Origin of the sequence: Bacillus cereus group sp. TH152-1LC (assembly GCF_027710505.1) — a bacterium.
In the GTDB taxonomy this organism is placed as follows: domain Bacteria; phylum Bacillota; class Bacilli; order Bacillales; family Bacillaceae_G; genus Bacillus_A; species Bacillus_A mobilis.
The window spans coordinates 139,137-160,365 of sequence record NZ_JAQFNK010000008.1; the positions used below are offsets into that span (position 1 = coordinate 139,137).

Sequence of the window (21,229 nt, forward strand, 5' to 3'; positions counted from 1 at the left end):
CTTTTTTTGTGTGTAATGCGGGTGAAAGAATACAGTTTTATAAAAAAACGATGAAATTTTCAAAAAAAACTTCCTTTTCTGAAGATTTGTTATATAATATAAAACATAAAATCAAATCTGTTATAAAACAGTTTAAGAAGGGGATGCTAATATGTCGACGCAAACTTCACGGGTTACACTGACCGGAGAAATGTTACCAGCGTACAACGAAATATTGACACCTGAGGCGCTTAGTTTTTTGAAGGAACTACATGAAAATTTCAATGAGCGCTGCATAGAACTTTTACAAAAACGTGCGGAGAAACAAAAGAGAATTGATGCAGGAGAGTTTCCGAAGTTTTTAGAAGAAACAAAGCACATACGTGAAGCGGATTGGACAATTGCCAAATTGCCAAAAGATTTAGAGGATCGCCGCGTAGAGATTACTGGACCAGTAGATAGAAAGATGGTTATTAATGCTTTAAATTCAGGAGCACATCTTTTTATGGCGGATTTTGAAGATTCGAATTCACCAACTTGGGAGAATGCAATTGAAGGACAAATAAACTTACGAGATGCTGTACAGGGAACGATTTCACATAAAAATGAAAACGGAAAAGAATATCGATTAAATAGTAAAACAGCAGTATTAATTGTGCGTCCAAGAGGATGGCATTTAGAAGAAAAACATATGCAAGTTGATGGGAAGAATATGTCTGGTAGCTTAGTAGATTTTGGACTTTATTTTTTCCATAATGCGAAAGCTCTTTTAGCAAAAGAAAGCGGTCCATACTTTTACTTACCGAAAATGGAAAGTCATTTAGAAGCAAGGTTATGGAATGATGTTTTCGTATTTGCTCAAAAATATATCGGTATTCCAAACGGAACAATCAAAGCAACGGTACTACTGGAAACGATTCACGCTTCGTTTGAAATGGATGAAATTTTGTATGAGCTTAAAGATCATTCTGCTGGATTAAATTGCGGAAGATGGGATTATATTTTCAGCTTTCTAAAGAGTTTCCGTAAGCATAATAAATTTTTACTTCCAGATAGAGCGCAAGTCACGATGACGGCGCCATTTATGCGCGCGTATTCTTTGAAAGTCATTCAAACGTGTCACCGCCGTAATGCACCAGCTATTGGAGGAATGGCAGCGCAAATTCCGATTAAAAATAATCCAGAAGCAAATGAAGCAGCTTTTGAAAAAGTGCGTGCAGATAAGGAGCGCGAAGCTTTAGACGGTCATGACGGGACTTGGGTTGCCCACCCGGGACTTGTACCAGTCGCGATGGAAGTATTTAATCACATTATGAAAACTCCGAATCAAATTTTTAGAAAACGTGAAGAAATACATGTTACAGAAAAGGATTTATTAGAAGTGCCAGTGGGAACGATTACAGAAGAGGGACTTCGTCTGAATATTAGTGTAGGTATTCAATATATCGCATCTTGGTTAAGCGGACGGGGAGCAGCACCAATTTATAACTTAATGGAAGATGCGGCAACAGCGGAAATTTCTAGAGCGCAAGTATGGCAATGGATTCGTCATGAAGGTGGAAAGCTAAATGACGGCCGTAATATTACGCTTGAATTGATGGAAGAGCTAAAAGAAGAAGAGCTAGCAAAAATAGAAAGAGAGATTGGTAAAGAAGCCTTTAAGAAAGGGAGATTCCAAGAGGCGACAACGTTGTTTACAAATCTCGTTCGGAATGATGAATTCGTACCATTTTTAACATTACCGGGTTATGAAATTTTATAAAAATTGAAAAGGGGATGGAACAAATGAAAAACGAAAGAATCGAGAAATTACAAGAGAGCTGGGAATTAGATACACGCTGGAAAGGGATTACACGTCCGTATTCGGCAGAAGATGTAATTCGCTTGCGCGGATCGATTGATATTGAACATACATTAGCGCGCCGCGGTGCAGAAAAGCTTTGGTCATCGCTTCATACGGAAGATTACATTAACGCACTTGGCGCATTAACAGGGAACCAAGCGATGCAACAAGTGAAAGCTGGACTAAAAGCAATTTATTTAAGTGGATGGCAAGTAGCGGCGGATGCGAACCTTTCTGGACATATGTATCCAGACCAAAGTTTATATCCAGCGAACAGCGTACCTGCTGTAGTAAAACGAATTAATCAAACACTGCAACGTGCGGATCAAATTCAGCATATGGAAGGAAGCGATGATACAGATTATTTCGTACCGATTGTAGCAGATGCAGAAGCTGGATTTGGCGGACAATTAAACGTATTTGAACTGATGAAAGGTATGATTGAAGCAGGTGCATCAGGTGTGCACTTTGAAGATCAATTATCTTCAGAGAAAAAATGCGGCCATTTAGGCGGAAAAGTATTACTACCGACGCAAACAGCGGTACGTAATTTAATTTCGGCACGCCTTGCGGCAGATGTAATGGGAGTGCCGACCATTATTGTTGCAAGAACAGATGCGGATGCAGCAGATTTAATTACGAGCGATATTGATCCGGTTGATAAAGCATTTATTACAGGAGAAAGAACTCCAGAAGGATTTTACCGTACGAAAGCAGGTCTTGATCAAGCGATTGCACGTGGTTTAGCATACGCTCCTTATGCAGATCTCGTTTGGTGCGAAACATCTGAACCGAATTTAGAAGATGCAAAACGATTTGCGGATGCAATTCATAAAGAGCATCCAGGGAAATTACTTGCATATAACTGTTCGCCTTCATTCAACTGGAAACAAAAACTAGATGAGAAAACAATTGCGAGCTTCCAAAAAGAAATCGCATCTTACGGTTATAAGTTTCAGTTCGTAACACTAGCTGGATTCCACTCATTAAACTACGGCATGTTTGAATTAGCACGTGGCTATAAAGAGCGCGGCATGGCAGCGTACTCTGAACTACAACAAGCAGAATTCGCAGCAGAAAAACACGGTTACTCTGCAACTCGTCATCAACGCGAAGTAGGAACAGGTTACTTTGATGAAGTAGCACAAGTTATTACAGGCGGTACTTCATCAACGACAGCGTTAAAAGGCTCTACAGAAGAAGCACAGTTTACAAAATAAAAGGAAGGGGCACCTCTTTGAAGGGTGCCCCTTCCTTTTATTTTGTAAACGATTCGAGAGTAAATGAAAATATATCAAAGATTTTTTCGATATATCGACTTACCGACAAAAAAGACAATATGATTAAATCCACTCAGCTCTATGCTTACGAATAAACTCCATATCCTTTTCATAATGCTTTAAATGTCCTTCATCAATCATTCTTTGGAAATTCACATCGCCTTCTTGTGCTTTTCTTTTCATATATGTACATAAAGCTTCTAATCGTAGTAACACCATTCCTAAGTAATCTTCGTCCATACTTTTACCGTAGGACTGGACAAATAATTTCACTCTTTCTTTCATCCGGCTAGCATGTTGCGATGAGTCGTAATGAACTGCCTTATCTGTATAATACGTTCTACTTAAAGGTACACAAGTATACAGCGTGTAAGCGATATCCCAAATTCTTGGACCAGGAGCAGCAACATCAAAATCAATAATGCCTACTGGTTTTTCTTGATTAAAAATAATGTTATACATAGCAAAATCATTGTGGCATACAACCTCAATGTCATTTGGAGTACAATCCATCGGTTGCCATTTATCTGATAAGGGAAAGTCACTTACCGCATCATGGTACAGGCGCAGCATCTTTGCTATTTCTTTTAAAACAGCATTAGACCACATATATTCTTTTAACGGATAATTCCCAGCTTCTCCTTCAATAAAGGATAAAATTTCTCTATCTTTTTCATCTACACCTAAAAACCTTGGAGCATGATGAAACCCTTTATTTTCTAAGTGTTGTAATAATGTATGAATGTTTGCGCTACTTGACTTTAATTCTCGCCGAACAGTATTTTCAGAACGATATACGTTTGAGACGTTTCCCCCTGTAAGCCTTTCTTCGTTGGCGTAGTTTGACATGTAATCCCCTCCGATATAATTATATTGTAACACTTCAGAACAAGGGGTGTAATCGTATTTAAATGATGTGTATGTTCATTTTCAAATGAAATCCGCACATACTAAAATCAATTATTTACGAAAGTACAATCCATTTGATTTGTCAGTTATTTTCAAAAAAGATTGTACATTTTATTTTAATGTGCTATGATAGTCCCAGTTGAATAGTTAAATTAAGCAATCCATATGTTATCAAGTGCTGAAAACGAACGAGAAAAAGTATGTGAGAACTAGTTTATGTTTCGTATTTGATAATGTGTGGATTCTTTTTTTAGACAGGAAGACTAAAAAAATTAAAATTTGTATTTTCTTAGGAGGAAATAATCATGGCAGTAACAGGACAAGTAAAATGGTTTAACAACGAAAAAGGCTTCGGTTTCATCGAAGTTCCAGGCGAAAACGATGTATTCGTACATTTCTCTGCAATCGAAACTGAAGGTTTCAAATCTTTAGAAGAAGGTCAAAAAGTTAGCTTCGAAATCGAAGAAGGTAACCGTGGACCTCAAGCTAAAAACGTAATCAAACTATAATTTTATAGTTTATTATGGAAAAAAGGGATGGCTGCTGCCATCCCTTTTTTTGTTGTAATATACGATGAAAAAGTATATAAAACGAAGAAGAGTAAAAGGCCTTCCAAAATGGAAGGCCTTTTACTCTTCTTTTCCAATCTTTTTCTTTTCGCGTTTCTTACATTCAGGGCATTTCGATTTACGAAAAGGTTTTGCGAAAAATAGTAGAATGAAAAATAAACCGAATATAATGCTAGCTGAGTTTTTTATGATCACAATGCTGCTATTTTTCATTTGAATCGTTGGTTGCATTTCTTTTTCTTCCATAGTGGACCTCCATATATTGGATTTTTTCTTTTAATTATAGCAAAGTTAATTGTCATAATGATGAAAAATGAAGAAGCAGTTGTAAATATTTATAGGTAGTATAAATGGATTTTGTATCGGTTTTTTATTATTAAATCACTATAGTGTTGTTTTGTAATTTAAAAGATGTTTGATAAATGATAAAGTATTGTAAAAAAGCGGAACCTGTAAACCATTTCCTTTACATAGATGCTAGAATTATATATGCAGCTGCTAATATAAATAGAAAAAAAGGAGACAGTAGAATATGGAAAGTAAAGTAGAACGCTATGTTGAAAATTATGTGGTAAATAAAAATACAATGGCCTTACTTCCTGTTATTCTAAGTGAGAAGAAAATTGTTACACGAGTTGTTGAGATGGAAGATTCCTTTTTCGTATTTCAAAAGCCCCTAGATATTATAGAAAGAAGTTGCCGCAAGCATGGTTCTAGTTTCTTAGGCAGAAAAGAAGGAACGAAAGAGTTAACTCATATTACACATAAAGCACCGATTGCCATTAGTCCGGCAGATCAACTTTATTTTTTCCCCACTTATTCATACTCTAGAAAAGAGTGTGCTTGGTTGTCTCATTTTTATATTGAAAGTAATAAAGAGTCAAAAGATGGAAATGTTATTATTAGATTTATAAATGGCTTTGCTGTGAAATTAGAAATATCAAAAAGTAGTTTTGAAAATCAACAAAATCGTACAGCGAAATTGCGTACTGAATATGAAGATTGTAGAAAAAAACAAGGAAACCCTTGTTTTAAAGAGATTGATAAAACGGAAGAATCTAGACTGAAACCAGCATATGAGAAAGTGTATTTTGTTAAGGAAGGCGAAGTGTGAGAGGATGGGGGGAACCCCCATCCTTTTATTTGTCAGTTTTTGTCAGTGAGGCGATATATTCGAGAAATCGCTGATAAAAAGCGATTTACGGTCGATATATTCAGAAAATCGCCGATATAATTTCAGTTACTTAGGAAGTTGCTACTAAAACAAAAGAACCACTTCCAAAATCGCGACACGACCTGTCGAATATTGATAGATTATCATAGCGTAATAATGAAGGAATTCTTGTGAAAGGTATGGAAACTTAATAATTACATCTCCATATGTCGTATCCACCATTTCCTCTTTCATATAAGCAATGATACAGTAGAGGTAGTACTTAGAGTAAAGGGGTAAAGTGTAGAATGGATTTTCAGACAATCAAAGAGTATTTTTCACCAGAAAATATGGATCATATTGTTGAAAGCTATAAAGCGTTCGGACCACTGCTTGGTATTGGTTTGCCGATGATAGAAGCGTTGATTCCGGCATTGCCACTCATCGTATTTGTACTGGCAAATGCTGTTGCATTTGGATTTTGGCTCGGTTTTCTTTATTCTTGGCTTGGATCAGTAATGGGCGCCTTACTTGTCTTTTTCATTATCCGCCATTTTGGCAGAAGTCGTTTCTTTTCTTTTGTAAATAAGCATGAGAGAGTACGAAAGGCAATGGGATGGATTGAAAGGAAAGGATTCGCACCGATTTTCGTCATATTTTGTTTTCCGTTTACACCGTCTGCGCTTATAAATGTTGTCGCTGGTTTATCTCGCATTAGTGTAAAGCAGTTTGGACTTGCGCTCGCGTTCGGAAAGCTTGTGATGATCTTTATTTTAACGTATATCGGTCATGATTTAATGTCATTTATTCATAATCCGGTGAAATCAGTCATTGTAGTGATTGGTATTTTTATTTTATGGTATGTCGGTAAGAAAATCGAAGTAAAGTTAGAACTACATTAAGAATAGTCTTCTTGGTAAAGGAAAGCTTCATTATTAAAGGATAAGGGGAGAAGCGGATGAAGAAAACTTTGAAAAAAGAAGGCATAGAGTGGATACGAACAATTTTAATTGGTGTATTATTAGCTGTATTTTTTCGAACGTTTTTCTTTTCAACGTACGTTGTAGAGGGGAAGTCAATGATGCCGACATTGCAAGATGGCAATATGCTCGTTGTAAATAAGGTGAGTTATCAAGTGGGGGACTTGAATAGATTTGATGTTGTTGTGTTTCATGCGAATAAAAAAGAGGACTACGTAAAACGAATTATCGGTTTACCTGGGGATCAAATTGAATATAAGCATGATAAACTATATATAAACGGACAATTCGTGGATGAACCTTATTTAGAGACGTATAAGAAAGAGATAAATGGACGACAACTAACAGGTGATTTTAAACTAGAAGAGTTAACGAAAGAAAAGTCGGTGCCACCTGGATATATTTTTGTAGTAGGTGATAACCGCCTCGGGAGCTGGGATAGTAGACACTTTGGATTTGTAAAAGCTGATACAGTTGTCGGTAAAGTTGATTTACGATATTGGCCAATTCAAGAGGTACAAACGAATTTTTCAAAAGGTTGATATAATAGGTAAAAGTATAGAAAAAGACAAACTACTCCGTTTGTCTTTTTTCGTGTCCTATAATACAATTATAGTAGCAAACTAACGTTCGTTATGTAAGTGAAAGGTGGGGTTACATGTCACTTCGATTTGTGATTGGTAGAGCGGGAAGTGGAAAAAGTACACTTTGTTTACACGAAGTGCAAGAAGAGTTAAAGCAGCGCCCAAGAGGGGAAACAATATTATATCTTGTGCCAGAACAGATGACATTCCAAACGCAGCAGGCGTTAATTGGTAGTGAGGATGTTAGAGGTTCTATTCGGGCACAAGTTTTTAGTTTTTCACGGTTAGCGTGGAAGGTGCTGCAAGAAGTGGGTGGAGCGAGTCGTCTTCACATTGATGAAGCGGGTGTACATATGCTACTTCGTAAAATTGTAGAGTCTCGTAAAGATGGATTATCAGTGTTCCAAAAAGCAGCGGAGCAAAACGGTTTCTTTGAACATCTTGGTAGCATGATTGCGGAGTTTAAACGTTACAATGTGACGCCATCTAACATATATGAAATGTGGCAACAATTAGATGCGCATAGTAGCAGTGCAGAGCAAAAGTTATTAGCGAATAAAGTGTATGATCTACAACTATTATATGATGATTTCGAACGTGCTTTAATCGGAAAATATTTAGATTCAGAAGACTACCTGCAATTACTAGTGGAAAAGCTTCCGCAATCTGAATATGTAAATGGAGCTGAAATTTATATAGATGGATTCCATTCGTTCTTGCCGCAAGAACTAGAAATTGTAAGACAGCTTATGATTTGCGGAGCGAGAGTTACAATCACGTTAACGATAGATGAAAAAACGTTAGCACAGCCAGTAAATGAACTAGATTTATTTTATGAAACGACGTTAACGTATGAAAAAATAAAGCAAGTGGCGCGTGAAGAGAAGATAGAAATTGAAAAAACGATTCCACTTATGGAACAACCACGTTTTCATTCGCAAGCATTAGCGCATTTAGAAACGCATTATGAAGCGCGTCCGAATGAAAAGTTTCACGGGGAAGCAAGTGTAACGATTCATACAGCAGCGAATTTACGAGCTGAAGTAGAAGGTGTTGCTCGTGAAATTCGTAGACTTGTGGCGGATGAAGACTACCGTTACCGAGATATTGCGGTCCTTCTTCGTAATGGGGAAAGTTATTACGATGTAATGCGAACGTTATTTACGGATTATAATATCCCACACTTCATCGATGAAAAACGCCCAATGTCACATCATCCGCTAGTAGAATGTATTCGTTCTGCACTAGAGATTATTAGTGGGAATTGGCGTTATGATGCAGTGTTTCGCTGCGTGAAAACAGAGCTTTTATATCCATTAGACGTAAGAAAAGAAATGATGCGTGAAGAGATGGATGAGTTTGAAAACTACTGTTTAGCGTACGGTGTACAAGGGAAGAGATGGACTTCAGAAGATCCGTGGATGTACCGTCGTTATCGTTCTCTTGACGATACGGACGGGATGATTACAGACAGTGAACGTGAAATGGAAGAGAAAATAAATCGACTACGCGACGTTGTAAGAACGCCTGTTATTCGTATGCAAAAAAGGTTGAAGCGTGCGGGAACAGTTATGCAAATGTGCGAAGCTGTTTACTTATTTTTAGAAGAGCTTGATGTTCCGAAAAAGCTAGAAGCATTACGTATTCGTGCAGAAGAGAGTGGAGATTTCTTATTCGCAACAGATCATGAGCAAGTATGGGAAGAAGTAATGAGTCTTCTTGATACGTTCGTTGAGATGCTTGGTGAAGAGAAAATGTCACTTTCTATGTTCACAGACGTTATGTCGACAGGTCTTGAGGCGCTTCAATTCGCAAACATTCCGCCTTCATTAGACCAAGTGTTAATTGCAAATATTGATCGTTCTAGATTATCGAATGTGAAAGCAACGTTTGTTATTGGCGTAAATGAAGGAGTGATTCCAGCAGCACCGATGGATGAAGGTATGCTTTCTGATGAAGAAAGAGATGTTCTTAGTGCTACAGGTATCGAATTAGCACCAACGACGAGACAAACTTTACTAGAAGAACAGTTCGTTATGTACCAAATGGTAACGAGAGCGACTGAGAAATTATATATTTCTTGTCCGCTAGCAGATGAGGAAGGAAAGACGTTACTTGCGTCTAGCTTTATTAAGAAAATAAAAAGAATGTTCCCTGATGTGAAAGATACATTTATTACGAATGACGTAAATGATTTATCACGCTTGGAACAAATTTCGTACGTAGCAACGCCAGAAGTAACGTTGTCATATGTTATGCAGCAACTGCAAACGTGGAAGCGATATGGATTTGAAGGGAATTTAGACTTTTGGTGGGACGTATATAATTTCTACGTTACTTCAGATGAATGGAAGCAAAAAAGTAGCCGTGTATTATCAAGTTTATTCTACCGAAATCGTGCGCAAAAGCTAAGTTCAGTTGTAAGTAGAGATTTATACGGAGACACAATAAAAGGAAGCGTCTCTCGTATGGAACTATTTAACCGTTGCGCATATGCTCATTTCGCGCAGCACGGTTTATCATTAAGAGAGCGTGATATTTTCAAACTGGATGCGCCAGATATCGGGGAATTATTCCATGCAGCGCTGAAGAGAATTGCAGACAGGCTATTACGTGAAAATCGTACTTGGGCAGATTTATCAATAAAAGAGTGTGAGCATCTTTCTGCTGTAGTAATAGAAGAGATTGCACCGTTATTACAAAGACAAATTTTATTAAGTTCAAACCGTCATTTCTATTTAAAACAAAAACTACAACAAATCATTTTCCGTACGTCAATTATTCTTCGTGAACATGCGAAATCAAGTGGTTTCGTACCCGTTGATTTAGAAGTGCCGTTCGGTATGGGCGGTACAGGATCACTTCCGCCAATGGAATTCTCATTACCAAATGGCGTGAAGATGGAAGTAGTTGGCCGTATTGACCGTGTTGATAAGGCAGAAGATGAAAGTGGTACGTTCCTACGTATTATTGACTATAAATCAAGCTCAAAATCGTTAGACTTAACGGAAGTGTATTACGGATTGGCACTTCAAATGTTAACGTATTTAGATGTTGTTACTTCGAATGCACATACGTGGATGAAAAAAGGCGGCACGGCATCACCGGCTGGTGTACTGTACTTCCATATTCATAACCCAATCGTTGAGATGAAAGGTGACGCATCTGAAGCAGAAATTGAGAAAGAAATTTTAAAGAAATTTAAAATGAAAGGACTCGTGCTAGGCGATGCTGACGTTGTTCGTTTAATGGATAACAAACTTTCAACAGGAAGCTCTGATATTATTTCTGCGGGTCTGAAAAAAGACGGTAGCTTTAGTGCGCGTTCAAGTATTGCAAGTGAACAAGAGTTTAACGTATTGCAAAAATACGTACACCATACGTTTGAAAATATCGGAAAAGACATTACAGAAGGCGTAATCGATATTGCTCCTTACAAAAAGGGGAACAAAGCGGCATGTACGTTCTGTAACTTCAAATCTGTTTGTCAGTTCGATGAATCACTTGAAGATAATCAATTCCGTACGCTAAAAGATATGAAAGATAGCGAAGCGATGGAGAAAATTAGAGAGGAGGTTGGCGGAGAATGATTGAAAATTGGCCTGAAAAACCAGAAGGTAGTCAGTGGACAGATGATCAGTGGAAAGCGGTTGTAGCGAACGGACGTGATATTTTAGTCGCAGCAGCAGCTGGATCAGGGAAAACAGCAGTATTAGTTGAACGTATTATTAAAAAGATTATAAGTGAAGAAAATCCAGTCGATGTCGACCGCCTGCTCGTTGTAACATTTACGAATGCAGCGGCGCAAGAGATGAAAAACAGAATTGGGGAAGCGTTAGAAAAAGTATTAATTGATGAGCCGGCCTCTCAGCACGTAAGAAAGCAGCTGAGCTTATTAAATAAAGCTTCTATTTCGACGATCCATTCCTTTTGTTTACAAGTAATTAGAGGATACTACTACATGCTTGATGTTGATCCTCGTTTCCGCATTGCGAATCAAACAGAAAACGAATTATTAAAAGAAGAAGTGTTAGATGACATATTAGAAGCAGAGTATGGAATTGAAGATAATACGATATTCTTTGAACTCGTTGATCGTTATACGAGTGATCGTAGTGATGATGACTTACAGCGTATGATTTTAGCGCTTCATACAGAATCAAGAGCGCATCCAAATCCGGAAAAATGGCTCGATAAATTAGTAGAAGCATACGACGTGGAAGGAAAGACAATTGAAGATTTAGTGTATGCTTCTTACTTATTAGAAGATGTGAAATTCCAGCTTGAAACAGCAGAACAGCATATTTGTAAAGCGACCGAACTCGCAATGCTTCCTGACGGTCCAGCGCCTCGCGTTGAAACCTTGCAAGCTGATGCAGCGTTACTCGGAACGTTATCATCAGCTGCTTGTGAATCGTGGACAAGCGTTTATGAAGCGATGCAAAACGTATCGTGGCAAACATTAAAGCGTATTAAGAAAAGTGATTACAACGAAGATGTTGTAAAACAAGTAGACTCTCTTCGTAATAAAGCGAAAGATGAAGTGAAGAAATTACAAGAAGAGCTATTTAGCCGTAAACCTGAAAGTTTCTTACGAGATTTTCAAGATATGCATCCTGTATTAGAAAAGCTTGTTCAACTTGTAAAAGTATTTACAGAGCGTTTCCAAGCGATGAAACGAGATAAAGGGATGGTCGATTTCACAGATTTAGAGCATTTCTGTTTACAAATTTTAAGTGAACAAAGTGAAAATGGTGAGATGAAGCCATCAGCAGTAGCGCTTCAATATCGCAATAAATTTGCTGAAGTACTAGTTGATGAATATCAAGATACGAACTTCGTACAGGAATCCATTATTAAATTCGTAACGAAAGATTCTGAGAGTGAAGGAAACTTGTTCATGGTAGGTGACGTAAAACAGTCGATTTATCGTTTCCGACTAGCAGAACCAGGTTTATTCCTAGGAAAGTATAAACGCTTCACACCAGAAGGATCGGGCGGCGGAATGAAGATAGATTTAGCGAAAAACTTCCGTAGTCGTCATGAAGTGTTAGCAGGTACGAACTTTATTTTCAAACAAATTATGGGTGAAGAAGTCGGAGAAATCGACTACGATGCAGACGCTGAATTAAAGTTAGGTGCTAGCTATCCAGAAGGTGAAGATGTAGCGGCAGAACTACTATGCATTCAGCAAACGGAAGAAGAAGTGCAAGACGGAGAAGAAGGTGCGGAAGTCGAAAAAGCGCAACTTGAAGCTCGTCTTATGGCGCAGCGCATTAAAGCGATGGTTGATTCAGGTTATGAAGTGTACGATCGTAAAACGGATAGTATGCGCCCTGTACAATACCGCGATTTCGTTATTTTACTTCGCTCGATGCCGTGGGCACCACAAATTATGGAAGAGTTAAAGCTGCAAGGAATTCCAGTATACGCTGATCTTGCGACTGGTTACTTTGAAGCGACAGAAGTAAATATTATGATGAACGTATTCCGTGTGATCGATAATCCGATGCAAGATATTCCACTTGCCGCAGTGCTTCGTTCACCAATCGTTGGGTTAAATGATGAGGAACTTGCGACGCTTCGTGCTCATGGGAAGAAAGGATCGTTTTATGAAGTAATGAGCTCATTCTTAAAAGGGGCACCGCTTGAGGAAGAACAAGAACTTCATGATAAATTAGAGTGGTTCTATAACTTACTGCAAGGATGGCGTGAATTTGCGCGTCAACAGTCACTTTCTGATTTAATTTGGAAAGTGTACGGTGAGACAGGTTATTACGACTTTGTTGTCGGTTTACCAGCTGGAAAGCAAAGGCAAGCAAACCTGCGTGTACTTTATGACCGCGCAAGGCAATATGAAGCAACATCGTTTAGAGGATTATTCCGCTTCTTGCGCTTTATTGAGCGTATTTTAGAACGCGGTGATGATATGGGTACGGCGAGAGCTTTAGGTGAACAAGAAGATGTCGTTCGTATTATGACGATTCATAAAAGTAAAGGATTAGAGTTCCCAGTGGTATTCGTAGCGGGGCTTGGTCGCCGTTTTAATACACAAGATTTAATGAAACGTTTCTTACTGCATAAAGACTTCGGTTTCGGTTCGCAATTTATCGATCCACGTAAACGTATTAAATATACGACATTATCGCAACTAGCAATTAAGCGTAAAATGAAAATGGAATTAATCGCGGAAGAAATGCGCGTATTATACGTAGCGTTAACGCGTGCAAAAGAGAAGTTAATTTTAATCGGAACGGTTAAGGATGCAAATAAGGAAATGGAAAAATGGCTTGATGCGAGGGAGCATAGTGAGTGGTTATTACCAGACCATATACGTGCTGGGGCGTCTTGTTATTTAGACTGGATTGCACCTTCGTTATATAGACATCGTGATAGTGAAATGCTTCTTGAATTAGGACAAGGTAGTATTCCAGCTGAAATTTATGGATATAGTGCGAGCTGGAAAGTCGAAGTTGTAGACGGCAGCACGTTACTTGCGCCAGAACCGGTTCAAGAAGAGAAACAAGAATTACTAGAAGCACTTCGTGAGAAAAAAGCTGTTCCCCTGCAAAGTGAACGAAAAGATGAAGTGTACGACAGATTAATGTGGAAGTATGGATATGAGGAAGCAACATCTCACCGTGCGAAACAATCTGTTACGGAAATAAAGAGAAATTATCAATCTGAAGAAGGTAGCGATAACGCCTTTATTAAAAAAATGCGTGCGCCAATTAAAACACGCCCTCGTTTTATGGAGAAAAAAGGATTAACATACGCTGAAAGAGGTACGGCAGTTCATGCTGTTATGCAGCATGTTGATTTGAAAAAGCCGATTACAGAAGAAGTGATTCGGGAGCAAATTAGTGGCATGGTTAATAAAGAACTATTAACATTCGAACAAGCCGAAGAAATAGCAATCGAAAAAGTGATTTCATTCTTTGACAGTGATCTAGGTAAAAGGGTATTAGCGGCGAAAAGTGTTGAGCGTGAAGTACCATTTACGATGATGCTTGCAGCAGAAGAAGCATATCAAGATTGGCAAGGGCAGAGCGGGGAATCAATACTTGTCCAAGGGGTTATCGACTGCATAATTGAAGAGGAAGACGGTATTACATTAATCGACTTTAAAACAGATACGATTGAAGGAAAGTTCCCAGGTGGATTTGATCAAGCGAAACCAATTTTAGAAGATCGATACAAAGTGCAGCTTTCGTTGTATGCAAAGGCACTTGAAAAAAGCTTGCAACATCCTGTGAAAGAGAAATGCTTATACTTCTTTGATGGCAATCATATTGTAAAAATTGAAGAATAGAGGGACTTGAAAATGGCAACGGAAAAAACGTTAAGAACGTGTGAAAAAGGACATGAATACTATAAAAGTAGCGATTGTCCAACTTGCCCAGATTGTGAGAAAGAAAAGAAACCAACAACAGGATTTCTTTCACTTCTTTCATCACCAGCACGAAATGCGCTAGAGCATCATGGAATTCACACGATAGAAGAACTATCAAAGTATAGTGAGAAAGAAATTTTAAAACTGCATGGTATGGGGCCAGCGTCTATGCCGAAGCTTAGAAAGGCTTTGGAGGAAGCTGGGTTATCATTTCAATAAAATGAAGCAGTAAACAGTGGAGTCTTTTCATAATCTTGAATGAGATAAAAGAAAAAAGTAGGAGATATTCTCCTACTTTTTTTACGCTGTTCCAATCTGATCTTGATCCGCCACATCAGAATCAAACGTATTTGTTGCACTAACACCACTAAAAGTATTCACGACAAATCCAACATTGGAAGCTCCGGATCCATTATAAGCTTTCGTATTTTCTTTCGGAGATACGTTATAAAAATCCCCTAAATTAAAAGAACCATTACTGTTTTGAACGACGAGATTTCCAACAACAGAAGGCATACCATCCACCTACTTTACTAAGCCTTTTAATTACTATATGAATTATTGAGCGGAAGGTTCATCAGTAATATATTGGCGAATTTGCATAATACGAGAGTTATTGAAAGCATAATCAACATTTCCGATTTGAAAGCAACCAGAATTTAAGAGTGTTCGTAATTCAACGTCATTCACTTCAATAAAAGGACATTCATTTACAATGTTTAATTTTACATCTGTCGTTCGTTTTGGGATTGTGACATGTTCATCTGTAAAAATTTCAAATGCATCTAAGCGACCTTCGCCTTTTATATAACAAGGAATTTCCCGGTGGACGGCAAGAGCCCTACTTTTTAACTCCATTTGATTTGCATCTCCAACTTGAAACACGGCAGTAATCCCTAAAGAAATAATAGAAACATTTTGGACAACAGACACATGATGTAACATAATTTCTCAGTCTCCTTAACCTGGAGTAGGAGGGACATCTGTTACTAACGGTACAAACGGACCCTCTGTTACAGTTTCAAATGGTGTATCAAGAATAGAAGATAGAATGAGGAGATTCGCATCCCCAATTAAAAAGAGTGCAGATGACGATACACCGTTCATTTTAATCTGGCCGACCTTTAATTCACGATTTACAACGTTAAGATTCATACATACTTACTCCTTTCGGAAATTGCCCGGTATGTGTTGAATAAAAGAGAGGAAAGCTTTGTCGATATCATGCTTCATTGCTTGAATAATAATATCTCGTAAATAATCTGGATCTGTTGAAATCCCTTCATATGATTGCGCTTGTGTTAAATAATAAGGAAGTCTGTGCTCCATCTGTTTTTTTATGTCATCAACCATCATTTGTCGATACATTTCATCGAGCGGCGTTCTCTCTTCTTGTTCAAAATGGAGAATTCGATTATATGCTTCTTCATCTAAGTAACGATGCATTTCTTGAAGAATCCCTTGGTAAAAGTCTGGATTTGTGTCAGTCTCAGGATTGACCTTCAAAGTTTCTGTATCCACTTGGAAATCTTCAATTTGCTGTCCTTTTGCTGAAAATGGGTTTAAACCAATATTTAAAGTGCCATTTAAGTTCTCTACTTTTAATTGATCGAATTTGTATTCCACTTTTCCTACAGAAGAGGAGGGGCGATTTTTTAATTCGTTAAGCTCTTCTTGGAGTTGGCGCACTTGTTCTTCTAAATTCAGGATGGATGCTTGTTGTATTTGAAGAGCTTGTTGAAGTTGGTGTAAGTAAGTATATATATCTTGATTCATTTGTGAAACCTCCTTTTCAATAGGGAGGGTAAATATATTCCTGCTATATATTTATGACAAGGATGTCTTAAGAAGAACTAGTTGATGGTTTGATAGAAATAATTTGTCCTTTCGCTTGTAAGGGGCGAAGGGGCTCTGTAAAGCCACCACTATTTGAGAATTTAGATAGAGCTTTAATACTTCCAGCAGTACCAATTTGAAATACAGAAGAGGTTGTAATGCTATCAATTTTAATGCTGTTAATGATGATGCTTTGATTTACGTAAAAATTCAATACAATCGCCTCCTCTAAGTTGAACCAATTATCGCCTGATCAATTACATCGGAGTCATTAACAGTCGTTGCGCTTTGATAATTGTAGACAGAAACGTTATCTCCAACATTAAAAGAGCCGGCCCCAGCAAAAGCGCGTGAATAACTAATAGGCCTAATCGCAAATACATCTCCAATATGAAAAATACCACTTGATCCAATATTAACGATACGAATATGTCCGACCATAGCTGGCATACAAAACACCTTTCGTTTTTAAAATTTTCTTTTCTACTATTGTATGGGCGTTTTCAATAAAATGTGTGTTTTTTTGAAATAAAAGAAACACACGCGTTATTGCGTGTGTGTATCGAGTGTTTGATTAGGGTGAAAATCCGTATGTACATGCCAAATTACATTTAAGAGCCTGTCCAGTTCTTGGCTACAATCCACTGTTTTTTGAGAAGTCATTCCGTAGCGTTCAGCAAAATAAATCATTTTTTCACGTTTTTTTTCAATCGCTTGCTCAAACATTGAAATCGGCTCCATCTCTAAATGAAATTTTTAGTATATATGTAGTACATATTATACAAAAACCCCATAAAAAAGAAATGCTTTCGCCAAAAAAAGTAAATTTTCTACATTTTATGTCAAATGTAAAGGAGTAACGAATAGGATAGGTGAAGAATATTGTAAAAATTAGCGCGCATGAGAAGGTTTTTTTCTTACGGATGCGAATACAATTAAATGGTATGAGTTTTAGGATGGAGAGTGGAAATATTGCGTTTGGTAACGGCAAAAAAAGATGAAAAGGTATTTGTAGGTATTGTGGATGAAGAAGAAAAAAGGTATTGCACTTAAGAGAAGCGCAAAGGCAAAAGGGGGAAAAGGTTACAATCCCCATTACAATGCTAGAGTATATTGAAAGAGGGACCACATGCTTTGAGAAAGTATGTGAAATTGTAAATTGGGCAAAAGAGCATGGGGAAACCGCGTATTATCCGTTAACTGAGGTGAAAATATTAGCACCAATTCCAAGGCCAAGGAAGAATATTCTATGCGTTGGAAAAAACTATCGTGAGCATGCGATAGAAATGGGCGGAGTAGAATCCATTCCGGAAAATATAATGATCTTTACGAAAGCACCAACGACAGTTATTGGAATGGATGAAAAAATTAATAGTCATCCCCACGCTACGAATGAACTAGACTATGAAGGAGAACTAGCTATCATTATCGGTAAGCGAGGGAAACAAATAAAAAAAGAAAAAGCGCTTGAGCATGTGTTTGGCTACACCATTATAAATGATATAACCGCTCGCGACATTCAAAGGAAGCATAAACAATTTTTCCTTGGGGAAAGTTTCGATACATTTTGTCCGATGGGACCGTATTTAATTCATAAATCAATGGTTGAAACGCCAAATGCGTTACACATTGAAACGGTAGTAAATGGGGAAGTAAGGCAAACTTCAAATACAAATAAAATGATTTTTTCAATAGAAGAAATTATTTCAACGATAAGTAAAGGCATGACGTTAGAACCAGGGGATATTATAGCAACAGGAACGCCGTCTGGAGTCGGAAAAGGTTTCACACCACCGAAGTTTTTACATGCTGGTGATGAAGTTGTCATTACAGTAGAAGGCATTGGTACTTTGCGAAATGTAGTGAAATGAAAAAAGAGCTATCTTATCGAAGATAGCTCTTTTTTATGGTCTTGGGTTATAGAGGTAATCAATAACCGAAAAAATGTAAAGACCAATGAATGCAAGTGTACAAATGCCAAATAGTATAACGGTAAGTGCACTTTTTTCTCGTCCAAAACCAATGATAGTAAGAATAACAGCAGTCCAAAATGATGCTTTCAGTAGTGTGAATGTAGTAGAAGTTGAGTAGTTAATAAGCAATGTTGTGGAAAGTAGGAAGCCAAAGAACGTAACTAAAATAAAAGATGTAGCCAAATAGTTAATGTGTTTGCCGTACCTTAATAACATATCGAATCTCCTTTACAATTTTAAAAGGCAGAAAATTACAACTTTATTTTAGTATAAATCAATATAAAAAGAAAGAGGTTGTCCCAACATGTAGGACAACCTCTCTATTATTACGATAATACCGCTTTAATTTTTTGGAATGCCCACTCTAAATCTTCTTCAGAGATTACTAGAGGTGGTGCGATACGAATTACATTTTCGTGTGTTTCTTTACATAATAGACCAGCTGCTTTTAGTTGTTCACAGTAAGGACGAGCTGGCTCGTTTAATTCGATACCGATGAATAAACCTTTACCACGAACTTCAGTGATCATTGGGTTATCAATCTCTTTTAATTGCCCAACTAATTTTTCACCTAATTGAAGAGAACGCTCTGTTAATTTTTCTTCTTCTAACACTTCAAGAGCTGCGATAGAAACAGCACATGCAAGTGGGTTACCACCAAATGTAGAACCGTGAGAACCTGGCTCGAATACGCCTAAAATGTCGCGGTTTGCTGCTACACAAGAGATTGGGAATACGCCGCCGCCAAGTGCTTTACCAAGTATGTACATGTCAGGAGTTACATTGTCCCAATCACAAGCAAATACTTTACCAGTACGGCCTAAGCCAGTTTGGATTTCATCTGCTACAAATAAAACGTTTTCTTTTTTACATACTTCAAGAGCTTCTTTTAAGTAACCAGCTGGTGGGATGTTAATTCCTGCTTCACCTTGGATTGGCTCTAAAATGAATGCAGCTGTATTTGGTGTAATAGCAGCTTTTAACGCTTCTAAATCACCGTAAGGAATTACGATAATGCCAGGAAGCATTGGACCGAATCCGCGCTTGTACTCTTCGTTTGAAGACATAGAAACAGCACCCATCGTACGTCCGTGGAAGTTATCTTCACAAACGATGATTTCAGCACGATTTGCTTCTACTTTCTTCACGTCATAAGCCCAGCGGCGAGCTGTTTTAATTGCAGTTTCAACAGCTTCTGCACCTGTATTCATTGGAAGTACCATTTCTTTATTAGTTAGTTTCGCAACTTTTTCGTACCAAGGACCTAATTGATCGCTATGGAAAGCACGAGAAGTTAACGTAACACGATTAGCTTGGTCAATTAAAGCGTTAATAATTTTTGGGTGACGATGACCTTGGTTTACAGCAGAATATGCACTTAATAAGTCCATATAGCGGTTTCCTTCAGGATCTTCTACCCAAACGCCTTCTGCTTTAGAAATAACGATTGGAAGTGGGTGATAGTTATTTGCCCCGTATGTGTCTGTAAGTTCGATAATATCCTTAGTTTGAATCATGATTGTTCCCCCTTTTGTTATTACAAGAAGTTTGTAAATACTCTAAATATTATATCATTTAAATGTAAAAAAGCGAAACATTTCCTGAAAATAAATGAACATGTTATCATATAGAGTGAAAAAGTCTGAAAAGAGGAGGTAAGGGATACGATGGTACATATGCATATTACAGCATGGGCGTTAGGTTTAATTTTATTCTTCGTTGCGTATTCACTTTATTCAGCAGGAAGAAAAGGTAAAGGTGTACATATGGGGCTTCGTCTTATGTACATTATCATTATTGTGACAGGCGTTTGGTTATACCTAGATCAAACTATAGTCGATAAGAGCTATCACATGTGGTACGGTCTAAAAATGTTAGCTGGTATATTAGTAATCGCTGGAATGGAAATGGTTCTTGTGAAAATGAGCAAGAACAAAGCAACAGGGGCATTTTGGGGATTATTTATTGTTGCACTAGTAGCAGTATTTTACCTTGGACTGAAATTACCGATTGGTTGGCAAGTATTCTAATAAAAAATAAAACCACCTTATAATCTCAAAGACTTGGGAGATAAGGTGGTTTTTTTACGTTATGTCGCATCGATATGCAACTCTTCTCCGTTTACTTTCGTAAAACGAAACATGTTTTTATTTGACGCAGCGTGACGAACGAAATGATGCTGCAGTGTACAAATCATCTCTTCGTTATCGAACAAAAGAATATTTACTCCTTCGCATGCTTCTTCTTTCGGTAAGAAAGATAAATAATTATGACAATACATGCAATCATATAAAGAGTAGTGAAGGGATTGCAATGATTCAGTTAATAACGTAAAGACAGAGTCAGGTAACTCCTCAAGCCATTCCGTATAGCTAAGAAGTAATTTCTTTCGAATTCGTATCATTTCTCCGTTTTGCAGGTGGTGCTGTTCGTTGGCGATTTGTAATACATCTTGTTCATAGAAACGAGCTGGTAGCCAGTTGTTGTTATATAAAATCTCAAAGCCATCTTCGGCAATATCTTCTAATAAAAATGCTTCATCATTTTCATCATCAAAGAATACCCATTCATTGTTTATATATTCTACATTACCGACCGTATGAGCACGAGGCTGGTTATATAAAATATGGTTACGTTGTATCATACACGATTTCTCCTTTATGAAAAGTAGTTATTTCTGTTATAGACAGTTCGCGCATTCTTTATAACTAGACACATCTAGACATAGGT

General features: G+C 37.6%; 22 protein-coding genes and 1 pseudogene. 11 read left to right on the top strand and 12 right to left on the bottom strand.

All coding sequences use genetic code 11. The features are described from left to right. Positions 1-151 precede the first annotated feature (151 nt). On the top strand, positions 152-1,741 hold the full coding sequence (gene aceB, locus PDL00_RS19245; protein ID WP_270730718.1) for a malate synthase A: 1,590 nt from the start codon (positions 152-154) through the stop codon (positions 1,739-1,741). A 23-nt stretch (positions 1,742-1,764) separates the two neighbouring features. Continuing rightward, positions 1,765-3,042: an isocitrate lyase gene (gene aceA / locus PDL00_RS19250; protein ID WP_000787360.1), complete on the top strand. Its 1,278-nt coding sequence runs from the start codon at positions 1,765-1,767 to the stop codon at positions 3,040-3,042. A gap of 123 nt (positions 3,043-3,165) precedes the next feature. On the opposite strand, the gene PDL00_RS19255 is transcribed toward aceA, so the two are convergent. Next, on the bottom strand, positions 3,166-3,951 hold the full coding sequence (locus PDL00_RS19255) for a phosphotransferase (protein WP_270730720.1): 786 nt from the start codon (positions 3,949-3,951) through the stop codon (positions 3,166-3,168). Between the two features lie 365 nt (positions 3,952-4,316). On the opposite strand from PDL00_RS19255, the gene cspA reads away from it, so the two are divergent. Next, positions 4,317-4,520, top strand: coding sequence for an RNA chaperone/antiterminator CspA (gene cspA / locus PDL00_RS19260; RefSeq protein ID WP_000301522.1), 204 nt, complete (start codon positions 4,317-4,319; stop codon positions 4,518-4,520). Positions 4,521-4,640: 120 nt separating this feature from the next. On the opposite strand, the gene PDL00_RS19265 is transcribed toward cspA, so the two are convergent. Continuing rightward, a complete protein-coding gene (locus PDL00_RS19265) occupies positions 4,641-4,826 on the bottom strand; it encodes a hypothetical protein (protein ID WP_242251589.1) in 186 nt (61 codons plus the stop codon). A gap of 286 nt (positions 4,827-5,112) precedes the next feature. Here PDL00_RS19265 and PDL00_RS19270 point away from each other — a divergent pair, with 286 nt between their 5' ends. The 6 genes from PDL00_RS19270 (at position 5,113) to PDL00_RS19295 (ending at position 14,909) form a co-directional block, all read left to right on the top strand. Then, entirely contained in the window at positions 5,113-5,694 is a 582-nt protein-coding gene (locus PDL00_RS19270; protein WP_242251579.1) for a competence protein ComK, read from the top strand. A 347-nt stretch (positions 5,695-6,041) separates the two neighbouring features. Further along, entirely contained in the window at positions 6,042-6,635 is a 594-nt protein-coding gene (locus PDL00_RS19275) for a TVP38/TMEM64 family protein (RefSeq protein WP_242242232.1), read from the top strand. Positions 6,636-6,691: 56 nt separating this feature from the next. Beyond that, complete coding sequence (gene lepB / locus PDL00_RS19280; protein ID WP_048567025.1) at positions 6,692-7,255, top strand: signal peptidase I; 564 nt, start codon at positions 6,692-6,694, stop codon at positions 7,253-7,255. Between the two features lie 116 nt (positions 7,256-7,371). Beyond that, positions 7,372-10,887: a helicase-exonuclease AddAB subunit AddB gene (gene addB, locus PDL00_RS19285; RefSeq protein ID WP_270730726.1), complete on the top strand. Its 3,516-nt coding sequence runs from the start codon at positions 7,372-7,374 to the stop codon at positions 10,885-10,887. After that, complete coding sequence (gene addA / locus PDL00_RS19290) at positions 10,884-14,609, top strand: helicase-exonuclease AddAB subunit AddA (RefSeq protein WP_270730729.1); 3,726 nt, start codon at positions 10,884-10,886, stop codon at positions 14,607-14,609. Before addB ends, addA begins: the two co-directional genes overlap by 4 nt. A 12-nt stretch (positions 14,610-14,621) precedes the next feature. Continuing rightward, complete coding sequence (locus PDL00_RS19295; protein WP_242251553.1) at positions 14,622-14,909, top strand: RNA polymerase alpha subunit C-terminal domain-containing protein; 288 nt, start codon at positions 14,622-14,624, stop codon at positions 14,907-14,909. 81 nt (positions 14,910-14,990) lie between these two features. Here the strand turns inward: PDL00_RS19295 and gerPF are convergent, their stop codons facing one another. From gerPF to PDL00_RS19330, 7 genes are all read right to left on the bottom strand, one after another. Next, entirely contained in the window at positions 14,991-15,206 is a 216-nt protein-coding gene (gerPF, locus tag PDL00_RS19300; protein WP_001141570.1) for a spore germination protein GerPF, read from the bottom strand. Between the two features lie 42 nt (positions 15,207-15,248). After that, a complete protein-coding gene (locus PDL00_RS19305) occupies positions 15,249-15,635 on the bottom strand; it encodes a spore germination protein GerPE (protein ID WP_088095504.1) in 387 nt (128 codons plus the stop codon). Positions 15,636-15,650: 15 nt separating this feature from the next. Beyond that, positions 15,651-15,845 (bottom strand): spore germination protein GerPD, encoded by a 195-nt coding sequence (gene gerPD, locus PDL00_RS19310; protein ID WP_001052807.1) that lies wholly within the window; start codon positions 15,843-15,845, stop codon positions 15,651-15,653. A gap of 6 nt (positions 15,846-15,851) precedes the next feature. Then, a complete protein-coding gene (gene gerPC, locus PDL00_RS19315) occupies positions 15,852-16,466 on the bottom strand; it encodes a spore germination protein GerPC (RefSeq protein ID WP_242251552.1) in 615 nt (204 codons plus the stop codon). Between the two features lie 67 nt (positions 16,467-16,533). After that, positions 16,534-16,740, bottom strand: coding sequence for a spore germination protein GerPB (gerPB, locus tag PDL00_RS19320; RefSeq protein ID WP_001012506.1), 207 nt, complete (start codon positions 16,738-16,740; stop codon positions 16,534-16,536). Between the two features lie 14 nt (positions 16,741-16,754). Further along, on the bottom strand, positions 16,755-16,976 hold the full coding sequence (gene gerPA / locus PDL00_RS19325; RefSeq protein WP_001111187.1) for a spore germination protein GerPA: 222 nt from the start codon (positions 16,974-16,976) through the stop codon (positions 16,755-16,757). A gap of 96 nt (positions 16,977-17,072) precedes the next feature. After that, on the bottom strand, positions 17,073-17,252 hold the full coding sequence (locus PDL00_RS19330; protein ID WP_000462845.1) for an aspartyl-phosphate phosphatase Spo0E family protein: 180 nt from the start codon (positions 17,250-17,252) through the stop codon (positions 17,073-17,075). 246 nt (positions 17,253-17,498) lie between these two features. Between PDL00_RS19330 and PDL00_RS19335 the strand changes: the two are divergent. Continuing rightward, positions 17,499-18,397, top strand: a pseudogene (locus PDL00_RS19335) (fumarylacetoacetate hydrolase family protein). Positions 18,398-18,430: 33 nt separating this feature from the next. On the opposite strand, the gene PDL00_RS19340 reads toward PDL00_RS19335, so the two are convergent. Beyond that, on the bottom strand, positions 18,431-18,715 hold the full coding sequence (locus tag PDL00_RS19340; RefSeq protein ID WP_242251550.1) for a hypothetical protein: 285 nt from the start codon (positions 18,713-18,715) through the stop codon (positions 18,431-18,433). 110 nt (positions 18,716-18,825) lie between these two features. Next, positions 18,826-20,016, bottom strand: coding sequence for an ornithine aminotransferase (gene rocD, locus PDL00_RS19345; protein ID WP_000616654.1), 1,191 nt, complete (start codon positions 20,014-20,016; stop codon positions 18,826-18,828). Positions 20,017-20,166: 150 nt separating this feature from the next. Here rocD and PDL00_RS19350 point away from each other — a divergent pair, with 150 nt between their 5' ends. Then, positions 20,167-20,529 carry a YisL family protein gene (locus PDL00_RS19350; protein ID WP_061656766.1) on the top strand — a complete coding sequence of 121 codons (363 nt, stop codon included), beginning with the start codon at positions 20,167-20,169 and terminating at the stop codon, positions 20,527-20,529. Between the two features lie 59 nt (positions 20,530-20,588). On the opposite strand, the gene PDL00_RS19355 is transcribed toward PDL00_RS19350, so the two are convergent. Beyond that, a complete protein-coding gene (locus PDL00_RS19355) occupies positions 20,589-21,143 on the bottom strand; it encodes a DUF2777 domain-containing protein (RefSeq protein ID WP_087957708.1) in 555 nt (184 codons plus the stop codon). Positions 21,144-21,229: the final 86 nt, after the last annotated feature.

Excerpts from the sequence above, each read along its gene's own strand:
- aceB (WP_270730718.1), top strand. The coding sequence starts at position 152 with ATGTCGACGCAAACTTCACGGGTTACACTGACCGGAGAAATGTTACCA.
- aceA (WP_000787360.1), top strand. The coding sequence starts at position 1,765 with ATGAAAAACGAAAGAATCGAGAAATTACAAGAGAGCTGGGAATTAGAT.
- PDL00_RS19255 (WP_270730720.1), bottom strand. The coding sequence starts at position 3,951 with ATGTCAAACTACGCCAACGAAGAAAGGCTTACAGGGGGAAACGTCTCA.
- cspA (WP_000301522.1), top strand. The coding sequence starts at position 4,317 with ATGGCAGTAACAGGACAAGTAAAATGGTTTAACAACGAAAAAGGCTTC.
- PDL00_RS19265 (WP_242251589.1), bottom strand. The coding sequence starts at position 4,826 with ATGGAAGAAAAAGAAATGCAACCAACGATTCAAATGAAAAATAGCAGC.
- PDL00_RS19270 (WP_242251579.1), top strand. The coding sequence starts at position 5,113 with ATGGAAAGTAAAGTAGAACGCTATGTTGAAAATTATGTGGTAAATAAA.
- PDL00_RS19275 (WP_242242232.1), top strand. The coding sequence starts at position 6,042 with ATGGATTTTCAGACAATCAAAGAGTATTTTTCACCAGAAAATATGGAT.
- lepB (WP_048567025.1), top strand. The coding sequence starts at position 6,692 with ATGAAGAAAACTTTGAAAAAAGAAGGCATAGAGTGGATACGAACAATT.
- addB (WP_270730726.1), top strand. The coding sequence starts at position 7,372 with ATGTCACTTCGATTTGTGATTGGTAGAGCGGGAAGTGGAAAAAGTACA.
- addA (WP_270730729.1), top strand. The coding sequence starts at position 10,884 with ATGATTGAAAATTGGCCTGAAAAACCAGAAGGTAGTCAGTGGACAGAT.
- PDL00_RS19295 (WP_242251553.1), top strand. The coding sequence starts at position 14,622 with ATGGCAACGGAAAAAACGTTAAGAACGTGTGAAAAAGGACATGAATAC.
- gerPF (WP_001141570.1), bottom strand. The coding sequence starts at position 15,206 with ATGCCTTCTGTTGTTGGAAATCTCGTCGTTCAAAACAGTAATGGTTCT.
- PDL00_RS19305 (WP_088095504.1), bottom strand. The coding sequence starts at position 15,635 with ATGTTACATCATGTGTCTGTTGTCCAAAATGTTTCTATTATTTCTTTA.
- gerPD (WP_001052807.1), bottom strand. The coding sequence starts at position 15,845 with ATGAATCTTAACGTTGTAAATCGTGAATTAAAGGTCGGCCAGATTAAA.
- gerPC (WP_242251552.1), bottom strand. The coding sequence starts at position 16,466 with ATGAATCAAGATATATATACTTACTTACACCAACTTCAACAAGCTCTT.
- gerPA (WP_001111187.1), bottom strand. The coding sequence starts at position 16,976 with ATGCCAGCTATGGTCGGACATATTCGTATCGTTAATATTGGATCAAGT.
- PDL00_RS19330 (WP_000462845.1), bottom strand. The coding sequence starts at position 17,252 with ATGTTTGAGCAAGCGATTGAAAAAAAACGTGAAAAAATGATTTATTTT.
- PDL00_RS19340 (WP_242251550.1), bottom strand. The coding sequence starts at position 18,715 with ATGTTATTAAGGTACGGCAAACACATTAACTATTTGGCTACATCTTTT.
- rocD (WP_000616654.1), bottom strand. The coding sequence starts at position 20,016 with ATGATTCAAACTAAGGATATTATCGAACTTACAGACACATACGGGGCA.
- PDL00_RS19350 (WP_061656766.1), top strand. The coding sequence starts at position 20,167 with ATGGTACATATGCATATTACAGCATGGGCGTTAGGTTTAATTTTATTC.
- PDL00_RS19355 (WP_087957708.1), bottom strand. The coding sequence starts at position 21,143 with ATGATACAACGTAACCATATTTTATATAACCAGCCTCGTGCTCATACG.